Raw genomic sequence first — 18,319 nt, 5'->3', positions numbered from 1 at the left:
CGCCGCCGCGGTGCGCCTCGACGCGCTCTCCGCCGCGCCCGCGCTCGCGACCGTCGAGGAACCGCTCTTCGACTTCCTCTGCGCGAACCTTGACGGCGCCAAGCCGATGCTCGTCCGCAGCGCCGCGGCGAGCGTGCTCGCGAAGGCAAAGCTCGCGCCCGACCAGCAGCTCTCGCTCGCCGGGCAGATGAAAGTCATCGGCCCGCTCGAAGCGCCGAAGCTCCTGCCCGTGTTCGAGCGCGGCCCGAACGTCGCGCTCGGCCTCCGGCTTGTCGCCGCGCTGCGCGATTCCGCCGGCCTGCCCGGCCTGCGCGCGGACCTGTTGAAGCCGCTCTTCGCGAAGTATCCGAAGTCCGTGCAGGACGCCGCCGCCTCGCTGCTCGACGCGTTCAACGTGGACGCCGCGAAGCAGGCCGCGCATCTCGACACGCTCCTCGCGCAACTCAAGGGCGGCGACGCGAACCGCGGCCACGCCGTGTTCCTCAGCTCGAAAGCCGCGTGCTCCACGTGCCACGCGACGGGTTATCTCGGCGGACGCCTCGGCCCCGACCTCACGAACCTCGGCAAGGTCCGCACCGAGCGCGACCTGCTCGAGAGCATCGTCTATCCGAACGCGAGCTTCGTGCGCAGCTACGAGTCGTTCATCGTCGCGACGAAGGACGGCGAGAACCACAGCGGCATCCTCAAGAAGGACGCGCCCGACGAACTCGTGCTCGCCACCGGCCCCGAGACCGAGCAGCGCATCCCGCGTGGCGATGTGGCGTCCGTCCGCCCCGGCGCGGTGAGCCTGATGCCCGCGGGCATGGACACCATCCTGACGAAGCAGGAACTCGCCGACCTGCTCGCGTTCCTGAAGGCGGCGAAGTGACGGGTTTGCCCGCGGCAGCCGCCGCCGGCCTGCGTGCGGGGACACTTGAAGGCAACCAAGCGCGTGCCGGCATTTTTTCCAATTCCCAACCCGGCCCGGCGCGCCTAGCATCCGCCCCCAACGATGTTCGCCCGGGTGGACACGAAGGACCCGCAGGCTGTGGCTGCCGAAGTGCAGGCCGCATACCGCGAGATGTTTCCGGCGGGCGATTCCGGCTTCATCTCGCGCGCCTTTGGCTGGGCCGACGAGTGCTTCAACGGGCGGTATCCCGGCTATCAGGCGAACGACGCGCGCTACCACGACTTCGAGCACACGCTGCAAGTCACGCTCTGCATGGTGCGGCTCCTGCGCGGGCGGCATCGCGTGAAGAACGCGCGCCCGCGGCTCACCCAGCGGATGTTCGAGCTCGGGCTGCTCGCGATCCTGCTGCACGACACGGGCTACTTGAAGCGGCGCGGCGACAACAAGGGCACCGGCGCCAAATACACGCTCATCCACGTGGACCGCAGCGGCGAGTTCGCGGCGAAGTTCCTCCGGGCGCGCGGCTTTTCGAAGGCGGACATCCATGCGGTGCAGGACATGATCCATTGCACGGGCGTGAACGTGGACTTGAAGACGATCCCGTTCGAGAGCCGGCTTGAGCGCATCGTGGGTTTCGCGCTGAGCACGGGCGACCTGCTCGGGCAGATGGCGGCGGAGGACTACGTGGAAAAGCTGTCGAGGCTTTACAGCGAGTTCGACGAGGCTGGACGCTACGAGAAGGACGGCAGCAAGGGCAGCGCGCTCGGCATGTTCGCCGGCGCCGACGATCTCATGCGCAAGACGCCGGGCTTCTGGCAATACTACGTGCTGCCGAAGATCACCAAGGACTTCATCGGGCTCTACAAGTTCCTGAACTCGCCGTATCCGGACGGGCCGAACGAATACGTCCAGCGCATCGAGGCGAACGTGGCCAGGGTGTCGCGCCTTGTCGCGCAACGCGACCGCAACGGCAACGGCCACGGGGCAAAGGAGGCGTAGCTTTGCCAGCACCTCAATGGAGTTGGGGAGCGCGGGCGTCGCGCCCGCGGTTTTCGGCCTCTGGCCGAAAACTTTTCCGCCCACGCGCAGTGAACATTTTAGTGTAGCGCAGCGCGCCGGAAGCAGTCGGCGGGACGCCTACTGCTGCGACCGGGACGGTCGCGCTCCCCCCATCTTCGGTGGAATCGTTCGGGCTCAGCGCACCACCACCGGCACGGGCGCGAGGATGCGCGAGGCCCGCAGGCGCTCGTGATGGATGGTGTTCGTCGCCGTCACGGCGTCCGCGGGGAACTCGATGGTCTGCGGGCCGCCCGTCTGCGGGTTCGGTTCGTAAAGCGGCGCGCCCGTGCTCGCCACCGTGACGCGGATGCGGTGACCGGCGTTGAAGAAGATGCTGGTCCAGCCGAGGTCGAACGCGAGCTTCACCGGCTCCCCGGGCGTGAGCAGCGCCTCGCGGTCGAAGCCCTCGCGATACCGCGCGCGGCGCGGGTAATCCATCAGCAGCATCGAGCGGCCGTCGGGATACACGTCGCTCAGGCGCACGATGAAGTCCGTGTCGCGCGCGGTGCTGCTCACCCACAGCTCGACCTTCACGAGGCCGGTCCATTCGACCGGCGCGGTGAGTTCCTCGCTCGTGAACGTGCGGACCTCGGACTGTTGCTCGAAAGGGCGCGCGTCCTTCGCGCCGGGAAATCCGGTGCCGGGAATCTGCATCGGCTGGCGCGGGTCGCTCGCGTAACTCGTCGTGGAACTTTGCACCGTCGGGATGCGGCGCTCGAGTTTGCCGCCGGGGTGGAGATAGAAATAGTTCGTGCGCACGGCGGGCGGCCAGTCGGGCGCGCTCCTCCAGAAGTTGCCCGGCGCGCCCTTCTCGCCGGCGGCGCCCATCACGTAATAGCGCACGGGCGGGTCCTTCTCGACGCCGTTGGGCTCGCCCTTGAGCCAGTGGTTGAACCACCGGACCATGTGCTCGACCTCGGGCCACGCGGCGTTCGCGGGATACTCGAGTTCGGCGACCTTGCTGCCCTTGTTGAGCCGGCCGTGCAGCCACGGGCCGATGAGGAGCTGCTGCCGCCCGCGCGAGTTCGGGCCGCCCGCGTGCTGCCGGCCGGTGAAGCTCATCACCGAGCCCTGGCACATGAAGTCATACCAGCTTCCGATCGTGAAGCACGGCACGTCCATCTCCGCGAAGTGCAGCGAGCAGTCCTCGTCGCGCCAGTAGTCGTCGTAGTGCGGATGCCGGAACCACTCCTCCATCAGCGCGCGGTTGTGCGCGGGCTCGCGCGCGACCTTGTCCATCGCCTTGAACCGCTCCGGCCGCGTCACGCCGCCGATGCGGTAGCCTTCCTGGAAGAGGCTCAGCCCCGTGTCCACCATGTATTGCGCCGCGAGATGCGGCGGGCGCGTGACGGCGAGGAAGTTCTGCGCGTAACCGCCCTGCGAGCTGCCGAATGTGCCGACCTTGCCCGTGCACCACGGCTGCGCCGCGAGCCATTCGCACGTGTCGAAGCCGTCCTTCAACCCGCCCCACGCCAGCGCGCGGTAGCCGACCCACGTGCCCTCGCTCTGCCACGTGCCGCGGAAGTTCACCAGCGCGACGACGAATCCCGCCCCGGCAAGGTTCGCCGCGGCCTTGCGCGTGGCCGCGCCGCGCACGTCCGCGTAGCGCTGCTCGAACAGCGCGGGAAGCTTCGCGTCGCCGGGCGGGAAATAGAGCCACGCCGAGAGCCGCTTGCCGTCGCGCATCGGGATCATCACGTGCTCCTCGCGGATGGCGCCGAGGTCCACCACCGGCTCCGCAGCGCGCGCGTTGAAACCCGAAACGACGAGAAGCAGCAGCACCGAAACGAAAGCGCGCGTGGTCATGCTGGGAGAGTGGCGGAAGCATGGACTTCCGGCAAGCGCCCGACCCGACTTTGGAATGTCGGGCTACTTGAGCGCCGCCACCACCGCGTCCTGCTGCGCGTCCGTCATCTCGGGATAGATGGGCAGCGAGAGGCAGCGGTCCGCCAGGGCCTCGCTCACGGGGAAATCGCCGCGCTTGTGACCGAGCGACGCGTAAGCCTTCTGCAAATGCACCGGCACGGGATAGTGGATGGCGGTGTCGATCCCTGCATCCTCGAGCTTTCGCCGCACGGCGTCGCGGTTCGCGACCTCGACCACGTAGCAGTGCCACACGCTCTCGCTGTCCGCGGGGCATTGCGGCAGACCGAGCCCGCGGCCCGCGAGCAGTTCGTTGTAGCGTCGCGCCCGCGCCTGCCGCGCCGCGCTCCACGCATCGAGCCGCTTCAACTTGATCCCGAGCACCGCGCCTTGAAAGCTGTCCATCCGGTAATTGTAGCCGACCTCGTCGTGGTAGTAGCGCGTGCGCGAGCCGTGTTCGCGCAACGCCTTCGCGCGCGCCGCGAACCCGTCGTCGTTCGTCACGAGCGCCCCGCCCTCGCCGTAAGCGCCGAGATTCTTCCCCGGGTAAAAGCTGAAGCCCGTCATGCAGCCGAATTGCCCGCAGCGCCGGCCCTTGTAGCGCGCGCCGTGCGACTGCGCGGCGTCCTCGACCACGGGCAGCTTGTGCTGCGCGGCGATGGCGAGGATGGGGTCCATGTCCGCCGGCATGCCGTAGAGATGCACGGGCAGGATGGCCTTGGTGCGCGGCGTGATGGCGGCTTCGAGCCGCGCGGGGTCGAGGCAACGGCGCACGGGCTCGATGTCCACGAAGACCGGCTTCGCGCCGCAATAGCTGATGGCCCACGCGGTGGCGATGAACGTGAACGGCGTGGTGATGACGTCGTCGCCCGGCCCGACATCGAGGCAGCGCAGCGCGACGTGCAGCGCGCTTGTGCCGCTGTTGAGCGAGACGCAGTGCTTTGCGCCGCAGAACGCCGCGAAGTCGCGCTCGAAGTCCGCCGCCGCCGGGCCCTGCGCGAAGCGCGTGGATTCGCAGACCGCCTCGAGCGCCGCAAGCACCTCGCTGCGGATGGACTGATACTGCGCCTTGAGGTCGAGGTAGGGGATGCGCGTCATGGGAGGGACGGGAGGAGATTGGGATCAGGATGAAGATTAGGATTGGGACCCGAGGCCCGCGCGTCGGCCAGCTTCAACGTCATCGCAATCTTATTCCTGCTCTTGATCCCAATCCTCATCCCTCAATGCCTGAAATGCCTCACGCCCGTGAACACCATCGCCACGCCGCGCTCGTCGGCGGCTTTGATCACGTCGGCGTCGCGGACGCTGCCGCCGGGCTGGATGGCCGCGGTCGCGCCCGCCTCGGCCGCCGCAACCAGGCCGTCCGGGAACGGGAAAAACGCATCGCTGCATACGACGCTTCCCTTCAAGGACAGTCCGGCTTCGCCCGCCTTCCACACGGCGATGCGGCTCGAATCCACGCGGCTCATCTGTCCCGCGCCGATGCCGAGCGTGCGGGCGTGGCCGGTCGCCGGGTCGGCGCCGACATACACGATCGCGTTGGACTTCACGTGCTTCACCACGCGCCAGCCGAAGAGCATCGCGCGCAACTCCGCGTCGCCCGGCGCGCGGCGCGTGACAACCTTCACATCCGCAACGCCGACCGCCTTGAGATCGCGCTCCTGCAGCAGGAACGACTCCGCGCCGACGCTCCGCACGTCCCACGGCGCGACCGTCGCGGGATTCTTCAACACGCGCAGCAGACGCAGGTTTTTCTTCCGCTGCAACAGCTCGAGCGCCTCGGGCGCGAAGTCCGGCGCGACGATGACCTCGCTGAAAATCTCCGCGATGGCCTCGGCGCACTCGAGGTCGAGCGGCTGGTTCACGGCGATGATGCCGCCGAACGGCGCCTGCCGGTCCGTGGCAAACGCGCGGTCCCACGCCTCGCGCAGGCTCGCGCCCTGCCCGACGCCGCACGGGTTCGTGTGCTTGAGGATCGCGAGCGTCGGCGCCTCCGCGCCAAACTCGCCGATGAGCGCCGCCGCCGCCGTGAGGTCCAGGATGTTGTTGTAGGAAAGTTCCTTGCCGTGAAGTTGCGAGAAATACTCGTGGAATCGGCCGTAAAGCGCGGCGCGCTGGTGCGGGTTCTCGCCGTAGCGCAGCGGTTGCGCGAGCGGCACGGCGATGGCGAGCGAACCGGGCAACGGCCGCTGCGACTCGGCCGTGCGCTTGCCGAACTCGGCGTTGAGATGCGCGGCGATGGCGGCGTCGTAGGCGGCCGTGCGCGCGAACACCTTCGCGGCGAGCTTGCGGCGGAACTCGAGCGTGGTGTTGCCCGAGGACTTGATCTGCGCGTCGGCTTCGTCGTAATCCGCCGGGTCGGTGATGACCGTGACGCTGTCGTGATTCTTGGCCGCGCTGCGGAGCATCGAAGGGCCGCCGATGTCGATGTTTTCGATCGCCTCGTGCAACGGCACGTTGGGCTTGGCCACGGTGGCCTCGAACGGATAGAGATTCACCACCACGAGGTCAATCGGCGCGATGCCGTGCTCGCGCGCCGTGGATTCGTGCGTCGAGTTGCCGCGCAGGAAAAGCAGGCCGCCGTGGATTTTCGGATGCAGCGTCTTCACGCGGCCATCGAGCATCTCGGGAAAACCGGTGTGGTCGGAGATGTCCTTCACCTCGAGCCCCGCGGCGCGGAGCGTCTTGGCCGTGCCGCCCGTGGAGATGAGTTCGACGCCGGCGGCGGCGAGAGTCTGGGCGAAGGCGACGAGGCCATTCTTGTCGGAAACGGAAAGGAGCGCGCGTTCGATGCGTGGCATAGAGCGCGGGAAGAATTCGCAGCGGGCAGGGGAGAGTCAATTGGCAATATTCGCGCCCGGGCTTCCAGCGGCCGGCAAAAATGCGGGCGCGAGCTGAACACGTTCGCGCAAGCGGTGGAGTCGAGGACGAAGTCGACGGCGGCGCGGACTAGTCGTCGTCATCGTCACCCTTCGCCTTCGTGTAGACGAACGCGGCGCGGACGGGCGCGGGCATCGGGGCGTTGGCGCCGCGGACGCTGCGCCAGATGATCTCGTTGAGCAGCAGGTCGTCCGCGGCGTCTTCCTTGGTGAAGTCCATCTTGCGCGATTTCTCCGCGCCCCACGCAAGCCGGGTGTTTGTCTCGGTCAAGTCCACGTTCGCCGGAAGGTGAATGTAGGGCGCGACGTTCTGCTCCGGCGTGAAGGAGTTGAACATCGGCGTCGCGGCGGCATCGAACATCGTCATCGGCTTGAGGCCGAGGATGAGCTCCATCGTGCGCAGCATCGAGCTGGTGGAATACATCGTGGAGTCCACCGCCCCGCGCTTGGTGAAGGGGCTCACCACGAGCGCCACGGTGCGGTGCGCGTCCACGTGGTCGGGGCCGTTTTGCGCGTCGTCCTCGACGACGAAGATGGCGGTCTTGCTCCAGAATTTTGATTGGCTGATGGCCTCGATGATCTGCCCGAGCGCGAGGTCGTTCTCCGCGACGAACGCGGTGGGCGTGAGCTTGCCCGGAGTGGTGCCGGACGTGTGGTCGTTCGGGAGGCGCACGATTTGCAGGCGCGGCATCTCGCCTGCGCGCTCCCACTGGCGCAGCACGGTGATGTAGCGCTCGGCGCGCTTGAGGTCGGAGTAGTCCATGTCGAAGGAGTGAAAGCCGGGATCGAAGTGGCCCTCGAGCGCCTTGGCCTTGGCTTTGCGCGGGTCGTTCGGTGTGCGGCCGTTTTGCACCCATTCGCCGAAGCTGTAGTAGCTCACGCCGGCTTCCTTCGCGCGGTCCCAGATGTAGCCGCCCGCGGGCGCGGCGATCGGGAAGTTGCCCTCGGCCGGATACGTGTATTTCTTCTGCTTGTTGTGGCCGTAGCTCAGCGGCCAGAACTTCTCCACGAAGTCCGTCGCGATGGCGCCCATGCTCCACTCGTGGCCGTCGGCGCTGACCTCGCTCTCGACGTAGAAGTTGTCGAGCAGCACGAACTCGCGCGCGAGCTTGTGGTGGTTGGGCGTGACGCGCTCGGGGAAGAGGCAGAGTTTCGGGTCGCCGCGGCCTTCCTTCATGTCGCCGAAGACCTGGTCGTAGGTGCGGTTTTCCTTCACGATGTAGATGCAGTATCTGATGGGGCTCGGCTCGCCGACCTTGTTGGGAATCGGGTAGCCGGGCGCGTTCGCGACGGTCACGCCCGAGTCGCGGCGGAGCGGCGAGCACTTGTAGGCCTGCGACGTGAGCGTGCCGAGGAGCTTCTCGAAGTCCGCGCGCTTCGCCGGCAGTTCAATGATGCTGAGGGTGCCCTTGAACAAGCCGCCGATGTATTCGCGAATGCCGCCGGGCGGCGAAGCCTTGCCGGGCTGCGGGCCGCCGGGGTTCGCGAGCGAGGTCAGTCCCTTGCCGTTCGCGACGAGCAGGCGCCTGCCGTCGGAAGTCACGCGCACACTCGTCGGATACCAGCCCACGGGGATGAAGCCGAGCGAGCGGGCTCTGCCTTTCACGCTCACATCGATCACGGCCACGTTGTTGGCGTTCGCGTTCGCGACGTAGAGCGTCGTTTCGTCGGGCGAGAGCGCGAGCGAGTTCGGCACGGCGCCGGGCGGGACGTCCGGATACAGCGCGGCCCAAATCGTCTCGACGGGCTGGCCGAGCGAGGTGTCGAGCACGGTCACGGTGTTGCGGTTGGCGTTGGCGACGTAGAGCAGTTTGCCGCTCTTCGTCAGCAGCATTTCGTTCGGATGCTCCTCGGTCGGCCAGCGCGCGATGACGGCGTTGGATTTGAGGTCAACGACCGCGACCTGCGACTGCGCCCACAAGCTCACGTAAAGCCGGCCGCGCCGCTCGTCGAGCCGGCACGCGTAGGGAAACGGCGCGCCGGGACTCTGCGGGTCGTTCGCGGCCTCGGCGCGCTTCAAAACCGCCGCCTCGTCCTCACTGACTGCCTTGCCCGGAGTTTGAACTTTGAAGTTCGAACCTTGAATCTCCCCGGCGGGCCCGACCGCGATGTCGAGCACGTTGGACTTGGCGATGAGGTCCACCTTGGCCACGCGCTGGCCGAGGACGTTCGCGACGTAGAGATGCTGCGCGTCGCCCGTGAGCGCGAGACCGGCGGGGATGCCGCGCTCCTTCGCGTCGCGCAGCTTGATCTCGCGCTCGGGGCCGAGCGTGCCGGCCTTGGCGTCGAAGTCGAAGTAGCGCACCACCTCGTAGCCCGCGCCGCTCGCGTAGAGGCGGTGACCGCCATTGGAGAACTCGATCCCGTAGAACGCCTCGTCCACACGCGCGCGCGCGACGACCCCGGCCTTGAGCGTGTCCACGATCACCACTTCGTGCGGCCCGTGGCCGCTGTGAAGCACCGCGGCGAATCGTCCGTCGGGATGCATCGCGATGTTGATGGGGAAGTCTCCGAGGTCCACCTGCCTGCCCGCCGGCCGGAGCGACCACATGTTGGGCAGCAGCACGGAGCCGTCGGGCTGGCGGCCGGGCCAGCCGGGGCGCGAGTCCGCGGCGGACGCGGCGGAGTGGAGCAAAAGAACAACCGCACCGGCGGCGAGGAGGGGGTTCATGCGTTCGCGGAGTTATTGCAGCAAAGGCGCGTCGGGACAAGCGGGTTCAACTCGCTGGCGGAACACGCTCGACCCGTTTTGCGGTTGCACTCGGTTTTCGCGTGGCTACATTCGCGAAAGATGAACCACCTCCTGGAATTCGCGTCAGGAAGCTCCCTCAGCGAGACGATCATCACTTCCCTGATGCTGCTGCTCGTGTCGTCCATCGCGCTCGGGTTGTTGTTCATGTCCCTTGTGCGCCGGCACGTCCGCGAGGCGCGACTTCGCCGGGCCGAACTCGAGGCCATCGCGCAGGCTGCCTCGCTCACGCACGACGGGCACGCGTCGTTGTTCGAATCACCCTGCCGCTGGCTGGCGATCCGCAGCGGCAACGCGCAGGCCGTGCAGGAGGCGCTGCATCTTCACAACGCCACCGAGTGCTCCTGGCACGAGGGACTTGCCGAGGCCCGCGACCGCCGGCTGTTCATTTCCCCGCCCGTCGGCGACTGGATCCTCGTCGTCGGCTCCGGACTCCCGGACCCGTCGGACGACGTGGACAAGTGTTTCCACTTCCTGCGCCACCTCAGCCGGGAGATGGGCCGGGTGCAGTTCTTCAGCCTCAACCGCGTGCTGCATCATCACGCCTGGGTGCGGATGGAAGACGGCCGCGTGCAGCGGGCCTACGCGTGGGCGGGCCACACCGTCTGGAATCAGGGCCGCGTCTCGGCCGAGGAACGCGCGCTCGGGTTGCACTGCTTCGGCTACGCAGCGGCGGCCACGCGCGCGGACTTCACCGACCAGGCGCCCGTGGCCTTCAACACCGAGAAGGTCGCCGCGCTCGCCGCGCGGTGGAGCCTCGACCCCGCGGCGATTGACGACCGCCGGCTCGGCGCGGGCCCGGGCATGACCGGTGAGTTTTCCCTCTCACATCCGTTCTGAACGCTGGCCGGCGCGCAACCAACCCATCCACCTGCTGCATCATGTCCCTCGAATCCGCCCTCGACGAATTCCCGAAGGAACTCCTCCTCAAGTCCGGCCTCGCCGCGCGCGTCAAGCCGCTCGAACCCGGCGACGCGCGCGCGTTCCACGAATTCTTCGTCGGCATGCCGCGGCAGGAACTCATCTTCATCAAGCACCGCGTCACCGAGCTGCCCGTGATTCAGGAATGGTGCGACGCGATCGATTACGGGCGGAACCTCCCGCTGCTCGCGTGGGCCGACACGCGCATCATCGGCGTGAGCACATTGCACCAGCAACTCGGCGGCTGGAAACGCCACATCGGTCGCGTCAGCGTCCACGTGCATCCGTCCTCGCGCGGGCGCGGCCTCGCGCAGGCGCTCGTGCACGAGGCGGTCGAGGTCGCGCGCGCGTGCGGCCTCGAAAGGGTCGAGGCGGAATTCATCGGCGGGCAGGAGGGCGCGATGAAGATGTTCGGCCTGCTCGGCTTCTCGCAGCTCGTGAACCTGCCGGACTACGTCAAAGACATGCAGGCCGTCACGCACGCCTACGTGCTGATGGGCCAGGACCTCGTCACCGACGAGGAATACGCGGGGATGGGTTGAGGCGACTTCGATTTGCGAGCGCGGGCGGCCGTCCATGACGCGTCCCGGCGGAGTCGCAAAAGCGTCACGCGCGAATTCCCGTGGCTCCCGAGACCTGCCCCAACTGCGGCGCCGACGTGCCGCCCAAGGCCCTCGCGTGTCCCGAATGCGGCGCGGACGAATCCACCGGCTGGAACGACCGCGCCCAATCGCAAAACCTCGGCCTGCCCGGCGACGCGTTTGATTACGACGAGTTCGTGAAAGAGGAATTCGGCGGGAAGGAACCCGCGGCACCCGCCCGGCCCGCGGGCATGTCGTGGTTGTGGTGGGTGGCCGCAGTCGTTCTGGCGGCGATGTTCGCGTGGGGCTTGTTCCGCTGACGTGAAAGTTCTCTACACTGGCCCGCTCGTGAACGCGGAGTTGATGGTCACGATGCTTGAAAAGCACGGCATCGCCGCGGCGCAGGAATTCGTCGACCCGTCACACCCCGACGACGGCGACTTGAACCGCCCCACCCGCGTGCTCGTGCCCGAAGCCGACCACGCCCGCGCGCACCGGCTCTTTTATGAGGACAAGGAGAACGAGCTGTGAGCCAGGACGGAAGATTGAGGATGGCAAGTGGCGCGGACCACCGCTCCATCCGCGCCTGAATCCGCGTCGCCGCGCTACACGCGCAGCAATTCCTCCGCGTGGCGGCGCGCGGCTTCGCTCTGGCCGCCAAGCATGCGCGCCAGTTCCACCACGCGTTCCTTGCCCTCGATCCGCTGGATTTCCGTGAGCGTGCGGCCGGCTTTCACCTGCTTGGCCACCACGAAGTGTGCCGCCGCCGCCGCCGCGACGGGCGCGAGGTGCGTGATGACGAGCACCTGCCGCCGCCTTGCGATGGCCCGCATCTTCTCGCCGACCGCGCGCGCGGTTTCGCCGCCGACGTTCGCGTCCACCTCGTCGAACACGAGCACGGGGATTTCATCCTCGGCCGCAAGCACGGTCTTGAGCGCGAGCATCACGCGCGCGAGCTCGCCGCTCGATGCGATGGCCCGCAACGGACGCGCGGGCTCGCCGATGTTCGGCGCGAACTGGAATTCGACGGCGTCCAGTCCCGTGCTGCCGGGCGCGGACGCCGCGGCAAGCGCCACGCCGAAGCAGCACTGGCTGAAGCCCAGGTCGTTGAGCTGCGCGGTCACGGCCTTCGCGAGCCGCGGGATCAACTTGCGCCGCGACTTCGTCAGCTCCTCTCCCGCGCGGAGCAACCCGGTGTCGAGCCGGGCGAGTTGCGCGTTGATTCGGGCAAGTTCCCCGTCGCGCTGCTCGAGGCTCTGCAACTTGCGCCGCGCCTCGTCGCCGAACGCGAGCACGTCCGCGAGCGTCGGGCCGAACTTGCGGCGCAGCGAATGCAGGAGGTTGAGCCGCGCCTCGAGCTGCGCCAGTCGCCCGGGGTCCACCTCGACGCCGTCGGCGTAGCGCGTGAGTTCCGATTGCAACTCGCCCAGCGCGGCGGTGGCCTGGCCGTGCAACGCCGCGAGATTCGCGGCGGTGGAATCCACGCGCTGGAGCTCCATCAGCAGCCGGCCCACCGCGCCGGACTGGGTGACCACTGCATTGTCGTTTTCGCCAAGCCGCGCGGAGGCTTCGCGCGCGAGTTCGAGCAGCCGCGCGGCGTTGCTCGCGCGCTTGTGTTCCTGTCCGACCTGCTCGTCCTCGCCGGGCTGGAGCCGGGCGTCGGCGATTTCCTTCACCTGGAACCGCAACAGGTCGAGTTGCTGCGCGTAGGTTTTCTCGTCCACGATGAGCGCGGACTTCTCCGCTTCGAGCGCGGCGCGGCCGCGGACGAGTTCGGCGAAGGCGTCGCGCTGCGGCACGAGCCCGCCGAACGCATCGAGGATGGCGAGCTGGCGCGGCGCGTGCAGGAGCGACTGGTGGTCGTGCGGGCCGTGGATGTCCACGAGCCACTCGCCAAGCGTCACGAGCGCGGCGACCGTGGCGGGGGAGCCGTTGACGAACTGCCGGTTCGCGCCCGCGGCCGTGAACGCGCGCTTGATGACGAGCTGGCCGTCTTCGCATGGTTCGAGGCCGTTCTCGTGGAGAAACGCCTTGAGCGGTGCGCGAAGCCCCGACACGTCGAACACGGCCTCGACCGTGCAGGCATCCGCGCCCGCGCGAAGGAGCGTGCGGTCGGCGCGCTCGCCGAGCACGAGGCCGAGCGCGCCGATGAGGATGGACTTGCCCGCGCCGGTCTCGCCCGAGATGGCGACGCAACCGGGCTGGAGCTCGAGCGTGAGGTCGGCGACGAGCGCGAGGTTCTTGATGCGAAGCGTGGTGAGCACGGTTGACGGCGCTCATCTTTGTCGCGCGGGCGCGGGACGGCAAGGGGAAGTCGGCCGCGCGGCGTTGCGCCGGCCGGGCGCGGCGAATCTCCGCTTGTGGCGCGGCGCTTGACTGCTAGATTGCCGCCGCCATGCCCACGGTGCCGCACGATCCGGATGCCGCCCTCATGCTGCGCGTCAAGCGCGGGGACCGGCAGGCGTTCGAGGCGCTCGTGGAGAAATACAAGCAGCCGGTGGCGAACCTCATTTACCGGACACTGCCGGATGCGACCGAGGCGCAGGACCTGACGCAAAACGTCTTCATCCAGGTTTACAAGTCGCGGGAGCGTTACGAGGTGTCGGCGCGGTTCAGCACGTGGCTCTTCACGATCGCCCGTAATCTCTGCCTGAACGAAATCCGCCGGCGCACGCGGCACCCGGCCGATTCGCTGGACGTGACGCACCCGGAGCACGACGACCAGCCGTTGCGGCAGTTCGAGGACGTGCGGATGTTCGCGCCGCCCGACTCGGTGTTGCACGGCGAGCTTGAGGAGAAGATTCGCGAGGCGTTGACGGACCTGCCCGAGGTGCAGCGCACGGCCATCCTGCTGTTTCGCGAGGATCTCGCTTACGAGGAGATCGCGCGGATCCTCGAGTGCTCGCTCTCGGCGACGAAGTCGCTGATCCATCGCGGACGCGAGACGCTGCGGGCGCGGCTCAAGCCGTATTTGCGGACGGGCGAGTGGCGGGAGCGGGATTGAAGGCAACTTTGGCAGGCCACTGGTGATGACTTGTAGGCGACGATGAACGAACGCGAGATCCAAGACTTGATGGACGCGGCGAGGCGCCGGCCGTTGAACGCCGGCGATGAGGCGCGGCTGCGCGCGCACTTTTTGCTCCACCCCGGGGCGCAGGCCGCCTGGGAGGAACACCTGGCGCTGAGCCGGATGCTGGGGCGGCTGCCGGATGCGCCGCTCTCGCGCCATTTCACCGAGCGGGTGCTGGAACGCGTCGCGCCGGAGCAGCGGTCCGGTGCGCCGATCTTCAATTGGGAAGCCTGCCTCGCGTGGTTGCGCGGCACGCAATGGGCGCGCGCGGGCTCGATGGCCGCGCTCGCCGCCGCGGTGATTGTGATGAGCCAGCGGCACTACGACCAGTCGTCGCGGTTTGAACTCGCCGCGGCGCTGCAGGCCGTGTCGTCCGTCGCCAAGTTGCCGAGCGTCGACATGCTGAAGGACTTCGACGTGATCAACAGCCTCGGCTCGCTGACGCCCTCCGCCGACGTCGATCTGCTGAACGCCCTCGACCGCGACCCGAATTGATTCCGGATGAGCGCGCGCCTCGCCATCCTCGGTTGTTTCGTCGGTGCAGCCGTTGTTGCTGAAGCGCCGGCCCTTGGAAAGACCTGCCCGCGATCTTCCGACGGCAATGGCAATGGGCGCTGGACATCTGGAATCTTCGATGCGTCCGCGGACGGCTCGCCGCTCGACGGCTTCCGCAAGCTGCTTGCGATGGGCCCCGGGGAACGGCAGGCGGCCCTCGCGGAGAAGCCCGAAGGCCAGCGGAGTTTCCTCGCGGCCAAGCTGAAGGAATACGACGCGCTCGGGCCCGCGGACCGCGAGCTGCGCCTGCGCGTCACGCAACTGCGGTTCTATCTCACGCCGCTGCTTTACAAGAAACCCGAGGAACGCGCGGCCCGGCTCGACGCCATGCCGGCGGAGGACCGCCGGCTCGTCGAGGAGCGCCTCGAGCAGTGGGACAAGCTTCCGTCCGCCTTGCAACGCGAGGTCCGCGACAACGAGTGGTTCGTGCAGAACGTCGTCGGGTTTCAGTCCGGCACGCCCGCGCAGCAGAAGGAAATGCTGGACGCGATGCCGGCCGACCGCCGCAGCCGCATCGAACGCGACCTGGCGCGTTGGAACGGTTTCAGTCCCGACAAACGCCAGCGCATGCTCGCGAACTTCAAGCAGTTCTTCGAGCTGAACGAAAGGGAAAGGGCGCGCATCGTCAAGACCGTGCCCGGCATCGAGCGCCATCAGGTCGAGAAGACGCTGCTCGCATTTGAGAAACTGCCCGCCGAGCAGCGCACGATGTGCCTCGACGCGCTCAACCGCCTCTCGAAGATGACGCCGGACCAGCAGCTCCAGTTTTTCTCGAACGCCGACCGCTGGGCCAAGCTTTCCGAGGGCGAACGCGATGTCCTCCGCAGGCTCCTCACGCAGATGCCGCCGCTGCCGCCCGGCTACGGCGAACCGGCCACGCCGCTGCCCGTGCTGACGGGCCCGAAGCGTTGACGCGGAGCCGCGGTGGCCCGCTACTTCCCCGCGCTGAAGCCGCCGTCGATGATGAACTCCGTGCCGGTGACGAACGCCGACTCGTCGCTCGCGAGGTAGAGCGCCGCGGCGGCGATTTCCTCCGGCCGGCCCATGCGCCCGACCGCCTGCGTCGCGCACGCGTCGCGATACGCCGTCTCCGGGTCGGGATATTTCCTGAGCCACCCGGTCACGAACGGCGTCTCAACGCGGCCGGGACAGATGCAGTTCACGCGCACGCCGTCGGGCGCGTGGTCGAGGGCCATCGCCTTGGTGAGGCCGGCCACGGCGAACTTGCTCGTGCAATACGCGAGCCGGTCCTTCACGCCGACGACCGCGCCGATGGACGCAAGATTCACGATCGAGCCGCGCTTGCGCCCGATCATGCCCGCGATGAAAACTCGGGTGACGTTGAACACGCCGCGCACGTTGACGGAGTAAAGCCGGTCGAGGTCCGCGCCCGTGGTCGTGAGCATCGTGCCCACATGGCCGATGCCCGCGTTGTTCACCAGCACGTCCAGCGCGCCGCGGCGGTCGAGGACGGCTTTTGCCACGGCTTCGCAATCGGCTTCCTTCGTCACGTCGAGCGCGAGAAACTCCGCCTGGCCACCCGCGGCCGTGATGCGCGCGAGCGTCTCCGCCCCGGACGACGCGTCGCGGTCGGTGACAAACACGAACGCGCCCGCCTTCGCAAAGGTCTCGCTGATCGCCTGCCCGATGCCCGAGCCCGCGCCGGTGACGAGCGCGACCTTTTCCTTCAAGCTGAACATGCGCGCGAGCGTAGCGGCGCGGCAAACAGCACGGCAAGTGAACACTGCGCGGCGCGCCGGTCGGCGCGGGGCATCGCGCGGAGAAACAACCTTGCCATCGCCAGCACGCCTCCCTAGCGTCACGGCGAGGTTCGTGATGGGTTTCGCATGAGCAAGGCCGCCAAATCCAAGCCCGCCGAGAGCAGCCCGTTGATCTACGTCGTGGATGACGAGTGGATGATTTGCGAGATGGTGGGCAGCATCCTCGAGCCGGCGGGCTATCGCGTGCAGCTTTTCAGCGACCCGCGCATCGCGGCCGAGGCGTTCACCGCGGCCAAGCCCAAGCCCGACCTGCTGCTGACGGACTTCCGCATGGAGCCGATGAACGGCATGCAGCTCATCGCCCTGTGCCGCAAGAACACCGCCGGCATCCGCACCATCCTGTTCAGCGGGCAGATCGACGAGAGCTACGTGCGCACCCACGGTTTCAAACCCGACATGTTCCTCCGCAAGCCGTTCTATCCCGCCGCGCTCATCGCCCTCGTCGAGGGCATCCTCGCCAAGGATGCCTGAGCGGCGGCGTCCGCCCCGCCTCCCCTCGTAGTATTCAGTGTTCAACATCCTCTGTTCCGGCTAGTCTCTGAACGTCACACCTGCGGTTCCGGACACGGGAAACTCTTTTCGCCACCATGAACACCACCCGCCGTCATTTCCTCCGCCAGGCCTCCGCGCTCGCCGCGGGCGCCGCCACGTTTCGAATCGCCACCGGCCTGCGCGCGCAAAGTCCGAACAGCTCCTTCACCCTCGGCATCATCGGCCCCGGCGGCATGGGCACGAACTTGCTCAAGTCCTTCGCAAGCTTTCCCGACGTGAACATCGCCACCGTGTGCGACGTGGATTCCAAGCGCCTCGCCATCGCGCAGAAAAACGTCGAGGACGCCCAAAAGAAAGCCCCCAAGGGCGTCGGCGACCTGCGCCGCGTGCTCGAGGACAAGTCCATCGACGCCGTCGTCATCGCCACGCCCGACCACTGGCACGCGCCCGCGACCATCCTCGCGTGCGACGCCGGCAAGCACGTCTACGTCGAGAAGCCCGGCTCGCACAACATCCGCGAAGGCCGGCTGATGATCGAGGCCGCGCGCCGCAACCGCCGCGTCGTGCAAGTCGGCACGCAGAGCCGGAGCTCCGCGCACATGATGGCCGCCACCGAGAAGGCCCGCAGCGGCGCCATCGGCGATGTGCTCACCGTGCGCGTGTGGAACAACCAGCTTCGCCGCAACATCGGCAAGGCCGGGCCCTCGCAACCGCCCGAGCACCTCGACTTTGACACGTGGATCGGCCCCGCGCCGATGGTCCCCTACAAGGCCACGCTGCTCCACGGCATCTGGCGCTGGCAATACGCCTTCGGCACTGGCGACATGGGCAACGACGGCGTGCACGACCTGGACATCGGCCGCTGGGGCCTCGGCGCCGGCGACATCCACCCCAGCCGCGTCACCGCGCTCGGCGGGAAGTATTTCTTCGACGACGACCAGCAGTTCGCCGACACGCAGACGTGCATCTTCGAATACGACCTGCCGGCCGGGAAGAAGAAGCAGCTCATCTACGAGCAACGGCTCTGGGCGCCCTACAAGGCGCACGGCTTCGAGAACGGCGACGCGTGGTTCGGCACCAAGGGCCACATCGTCGGCGGCAAGGAAAGCGGCTGGGAACTGTTCGGCGAGCGCAACAAGTCCCTCGAAAAAGGCGAGGGCCGGCCGAACCTTGGAGCGCACAACCGCAACTTCCTCGACTGCATCAAGAGCGGCGAACGGCCCAATGCCGACGTGGAAATCCACCACTACTCCGCGTGCCTCTGCCACCTCGGCAACATCGCCACGCGCCTCGGCCGCACGCTCCAGTTCGACCCCGTGGCCGAGAAATTCATCGGGGACGCCGAGGCCAACAAACTCGTCACCCGCGACTACCGCAAAGGCGGCCATTGGGCCGTGCCCAAGGGCGTGTAGGGCGGGCTGACGTTCGCGGCGCTTGCGCCCGGCGCGGCGCGGATTAGTCTCCGGCGCCATGAACCAAC

At 67.9% G+C, this 18,319-nt stretch carries 17 protein-coding genes; 11 read left to right on the top strand and 6 right to left on the bottom strand.

Annotated elements, in window-relative coordinates; genetic code table 11:
• The coding region (locus FJ386_09550) for a c-type cytochrome (protein MBM3876947.1) at window positions 1-868 on the top strand (868 nt) is incomplete at its 5' end.
• Between the two features lie 123 nt (window positions 869-991).
• Entirely contained in the window at window positions 992-1,888 is an 897-nt protein-coding gene (locus tag FJ386_09545; protein ID MBM3876946.1) for a hypothetical protein, read from the top strand.
• A gap of 195 nt (window positions 1,889-2,083) precedes the next feature.
• Here the strand turns inward: FJ386_09545 and FJ386_09540 are convergent, their stop codons facing one another.
• The 4 genes from FJ386_09540 to FJ386_09525 all read right to left on the bottom strand — a co-directional run bounded on the left by FJ386_09540 (window position 2,084) and on the right by FJ386_09525 (window position 9,241).
• Entirely contained in the window at window positions 2,084-3,634 is a 1,551-nt protein-coding gene (locus tag FJ386_09540) for a CocE/NonD family hydrolase (protein ID MBM3876945.1), read from the bottom strand.
• A gap of 183 nt (window positions 3,635-3,817) precedes the next feature.
• Window positions 3,818-4,909 carry a DegT/DnrJ/EryC1/StrS family aminotransferase gene (locus tag FJ386_09535; protein MBM3876944.1) on the bottom strand — a complete coding sequence of 364 codons (1,092 nt, stop codon included), beginning with the start codon at window positions 4,907-4,909 and terminating at the stop codon, window positions 3,818-3,820.
• A gap of 122 nt (window positions 4,910-5,031) precedes the next feature.
• Window positions 5,032-6,612 (bottom strand): bifunctional phosphoribosylaminoimidazolecarboxamide formyltransferase/IMP cyclohydrolase, encoded by a 1,581-nt coding sequence (purH, locus tag FJ386_09530; GenBank protein MBM3876943.1) that lies wholly within the window; start codon window positions 6,610-6,612, stop codon window positions 5,032-5,034.
• Window positions 6,613-6,760: 148 nt separating this feature from the next.
• Window positions 6,761-9,241: a YncE family protein gene (locus FJ386_09525; GenBank protein MBM3876942.1), complete on the bottom strand. Its 2,481-nt coding sequence runs from the start codon at window positions 9,239-9,241 to the stop codon at window positions 6,761-6,763.
• Between the two features lie 240 nt (window positions 9,242-9,481).
• Here FJ386_09525 and FJ386_09520 point away from each other — a divergent pair, with 240 nt between their 5' ends.
• From FJ386_09520 to FJ386_09505, 4 genes are all read left to right on the top strand, one after another.
• A complete protein-coding gene (locus FJ386_09520; protein MBM3876941.1) occupies window positions 9,482-10,279 on the top strand; it encodes a hypothetical protein in 798 nt (265 codons plus the stop codon).
• Window positions 10,280-10,320: 41 nt separating this feature from the next.
• Window positions 10,321-10,902: a GNAT family N-acetyltransferase gene (locus FJ386_09515; protein MBM3876940.1), complete on the top strand. Its 582-nt coding sequence runs from the start codon at window positions 10,321-10,323 to the stop codon at window positions 10,900-10,902.
• A gap of 74 nt (window positions 10,903-10,976) precedes the next feature.
• Window positions 10,977-11,261, top strand: coding sequence for a zinc-ribbon domain-containing protein (locus FJ386_09510; GenBank protein MBM3876939.1), 285 nt, complete (start codon window positions 10,977-10,979; stop codon window positions 11,259-11,261).
• Between the two features lies 1 nt (window position 11,262).
• Window positions 11,263-11,472, top strand: a complete 210-nt coding sequence (locus tag FJ386_09505) for a DUF2007 domain-containing protein (protein MBM3876938.1) — start codon at window positions 11,263-11,265, stop codon at window positions 11,470-11,472.
• 74 nt (window positions 11,473-11,546) lie between these two features.
• Here the strand turns inward: FJ386_09505 and recN are convergent, their stop codons facing one another.
• Window positions 11,547-13,205, bottom strand: coding sequence for a DNA repair protein RecN (recN, locus tag FJ386_09500; protein ID MBM3876937.1), 1,659 nt, complete (start codon window positions 13,203-13,205; stop codon window positions 11,547-11,549).
• 131 nt (window positions 13,206-13,336) lie between these two features.
• Here recN and FJ386_09495 point away from each other — a divergent pair, with 131 nt between their 5' ends.
• The 3 genes from FJ386_09495 to FJ386_09485 are packed head-to-tail and all read left to right on the top strand — an operon-like array spanning window position 13,337 to window position 15,478.
• Window positions 13,337-13,945 carry a sigma-70 family RNA polymerase sigma factor gene (locus tag FJ386_09495; protein ID MBM3876936.1) on the top strand — a complete coding sequence of 203 codons (609 nt, stop codon included), beginning with the start codon at window positions 13,337-13,339 and terminating at the stop codon, window positions 13,943-13,945.
• Between the two features lie 42 nt (window positions 13,946-13,987).
• Window positions 13,988-14,506, top strand: a complete 519-nt coding sequence (locus FJ386_09490; protein ID MBM3876935.1) for a hypothetical protein — start codon at window positions 13,988-13,990, stop codon at window positions 14,504-14,506.
• A gap of 6 nt (window positions 14,507-14,512) precedes the next feature.
• Entirely contained in the window at window positions 14,513-15,478 is a 966-nt protein-coding gene (locus tag FJ386_09485) for a DUF3106 domain-containing protein (GenBank protein ID MBM3876934.1), read from the top strand.
• Between the two features lie 20 nt (window positions 15,479-15,498).
• On the opposite strand, the gene FJ386_09480 is transcribed toward FJ386_09485, so the two are convergent.
• Window positions 15,499-16,266: a glucose 1-dehydrogenase gene (locus FJ386_09480; GenBank protein ID MBM3876933.1), complete on the bottom strand. Its 768-nt coding sequence runs from the start codon at window positions 16,264-16,266 to the stop codon at window positions 15,499-15,501.
• A gap of 147 nt (window positions 16,267-16,413) precedes the next feature.
• Here FJ386_09480 and FJ386_09475 point away from each other — a divergent pair, with 147 nt between their 5' ends.
• Complete coding sequence (locus FJ386_09475; GenBank protein ID MBM3876932.1) at window positions 16,414-16,818, top strand: response regulator; 405 nt, start codon at window positions 16,414-16,416, stop codon at window positions 16,816-16,818.
• A 116-nt stretch (window positions 16,819-16,934) separates the two neighbouring features.
• A complete protein-coding gene (locus FJ386_09470) occupies window positions 16,935-18,251 on the top strand; it encodes a Gfo/Idh/MocA family oxidoreductase (GenBank protein MBM3876931.1) in 1,317 nt (438 codons plus the stop codon).
• Window positions 18,252-18,319 lie beyond the last annotated feature (68 nt).

The organism is Verrucomicrobiota bacterium (assembly GCA_016871675.1).
Taxonomy (GTDB): Bacteria; Verrucomicrobiota; Verrucomicrobiia; order Limisphaerales; family VHCN01; genus VHCN01.
This window is presented reverse-complemented; position numbering and strand designations above follow the sequence as displayed.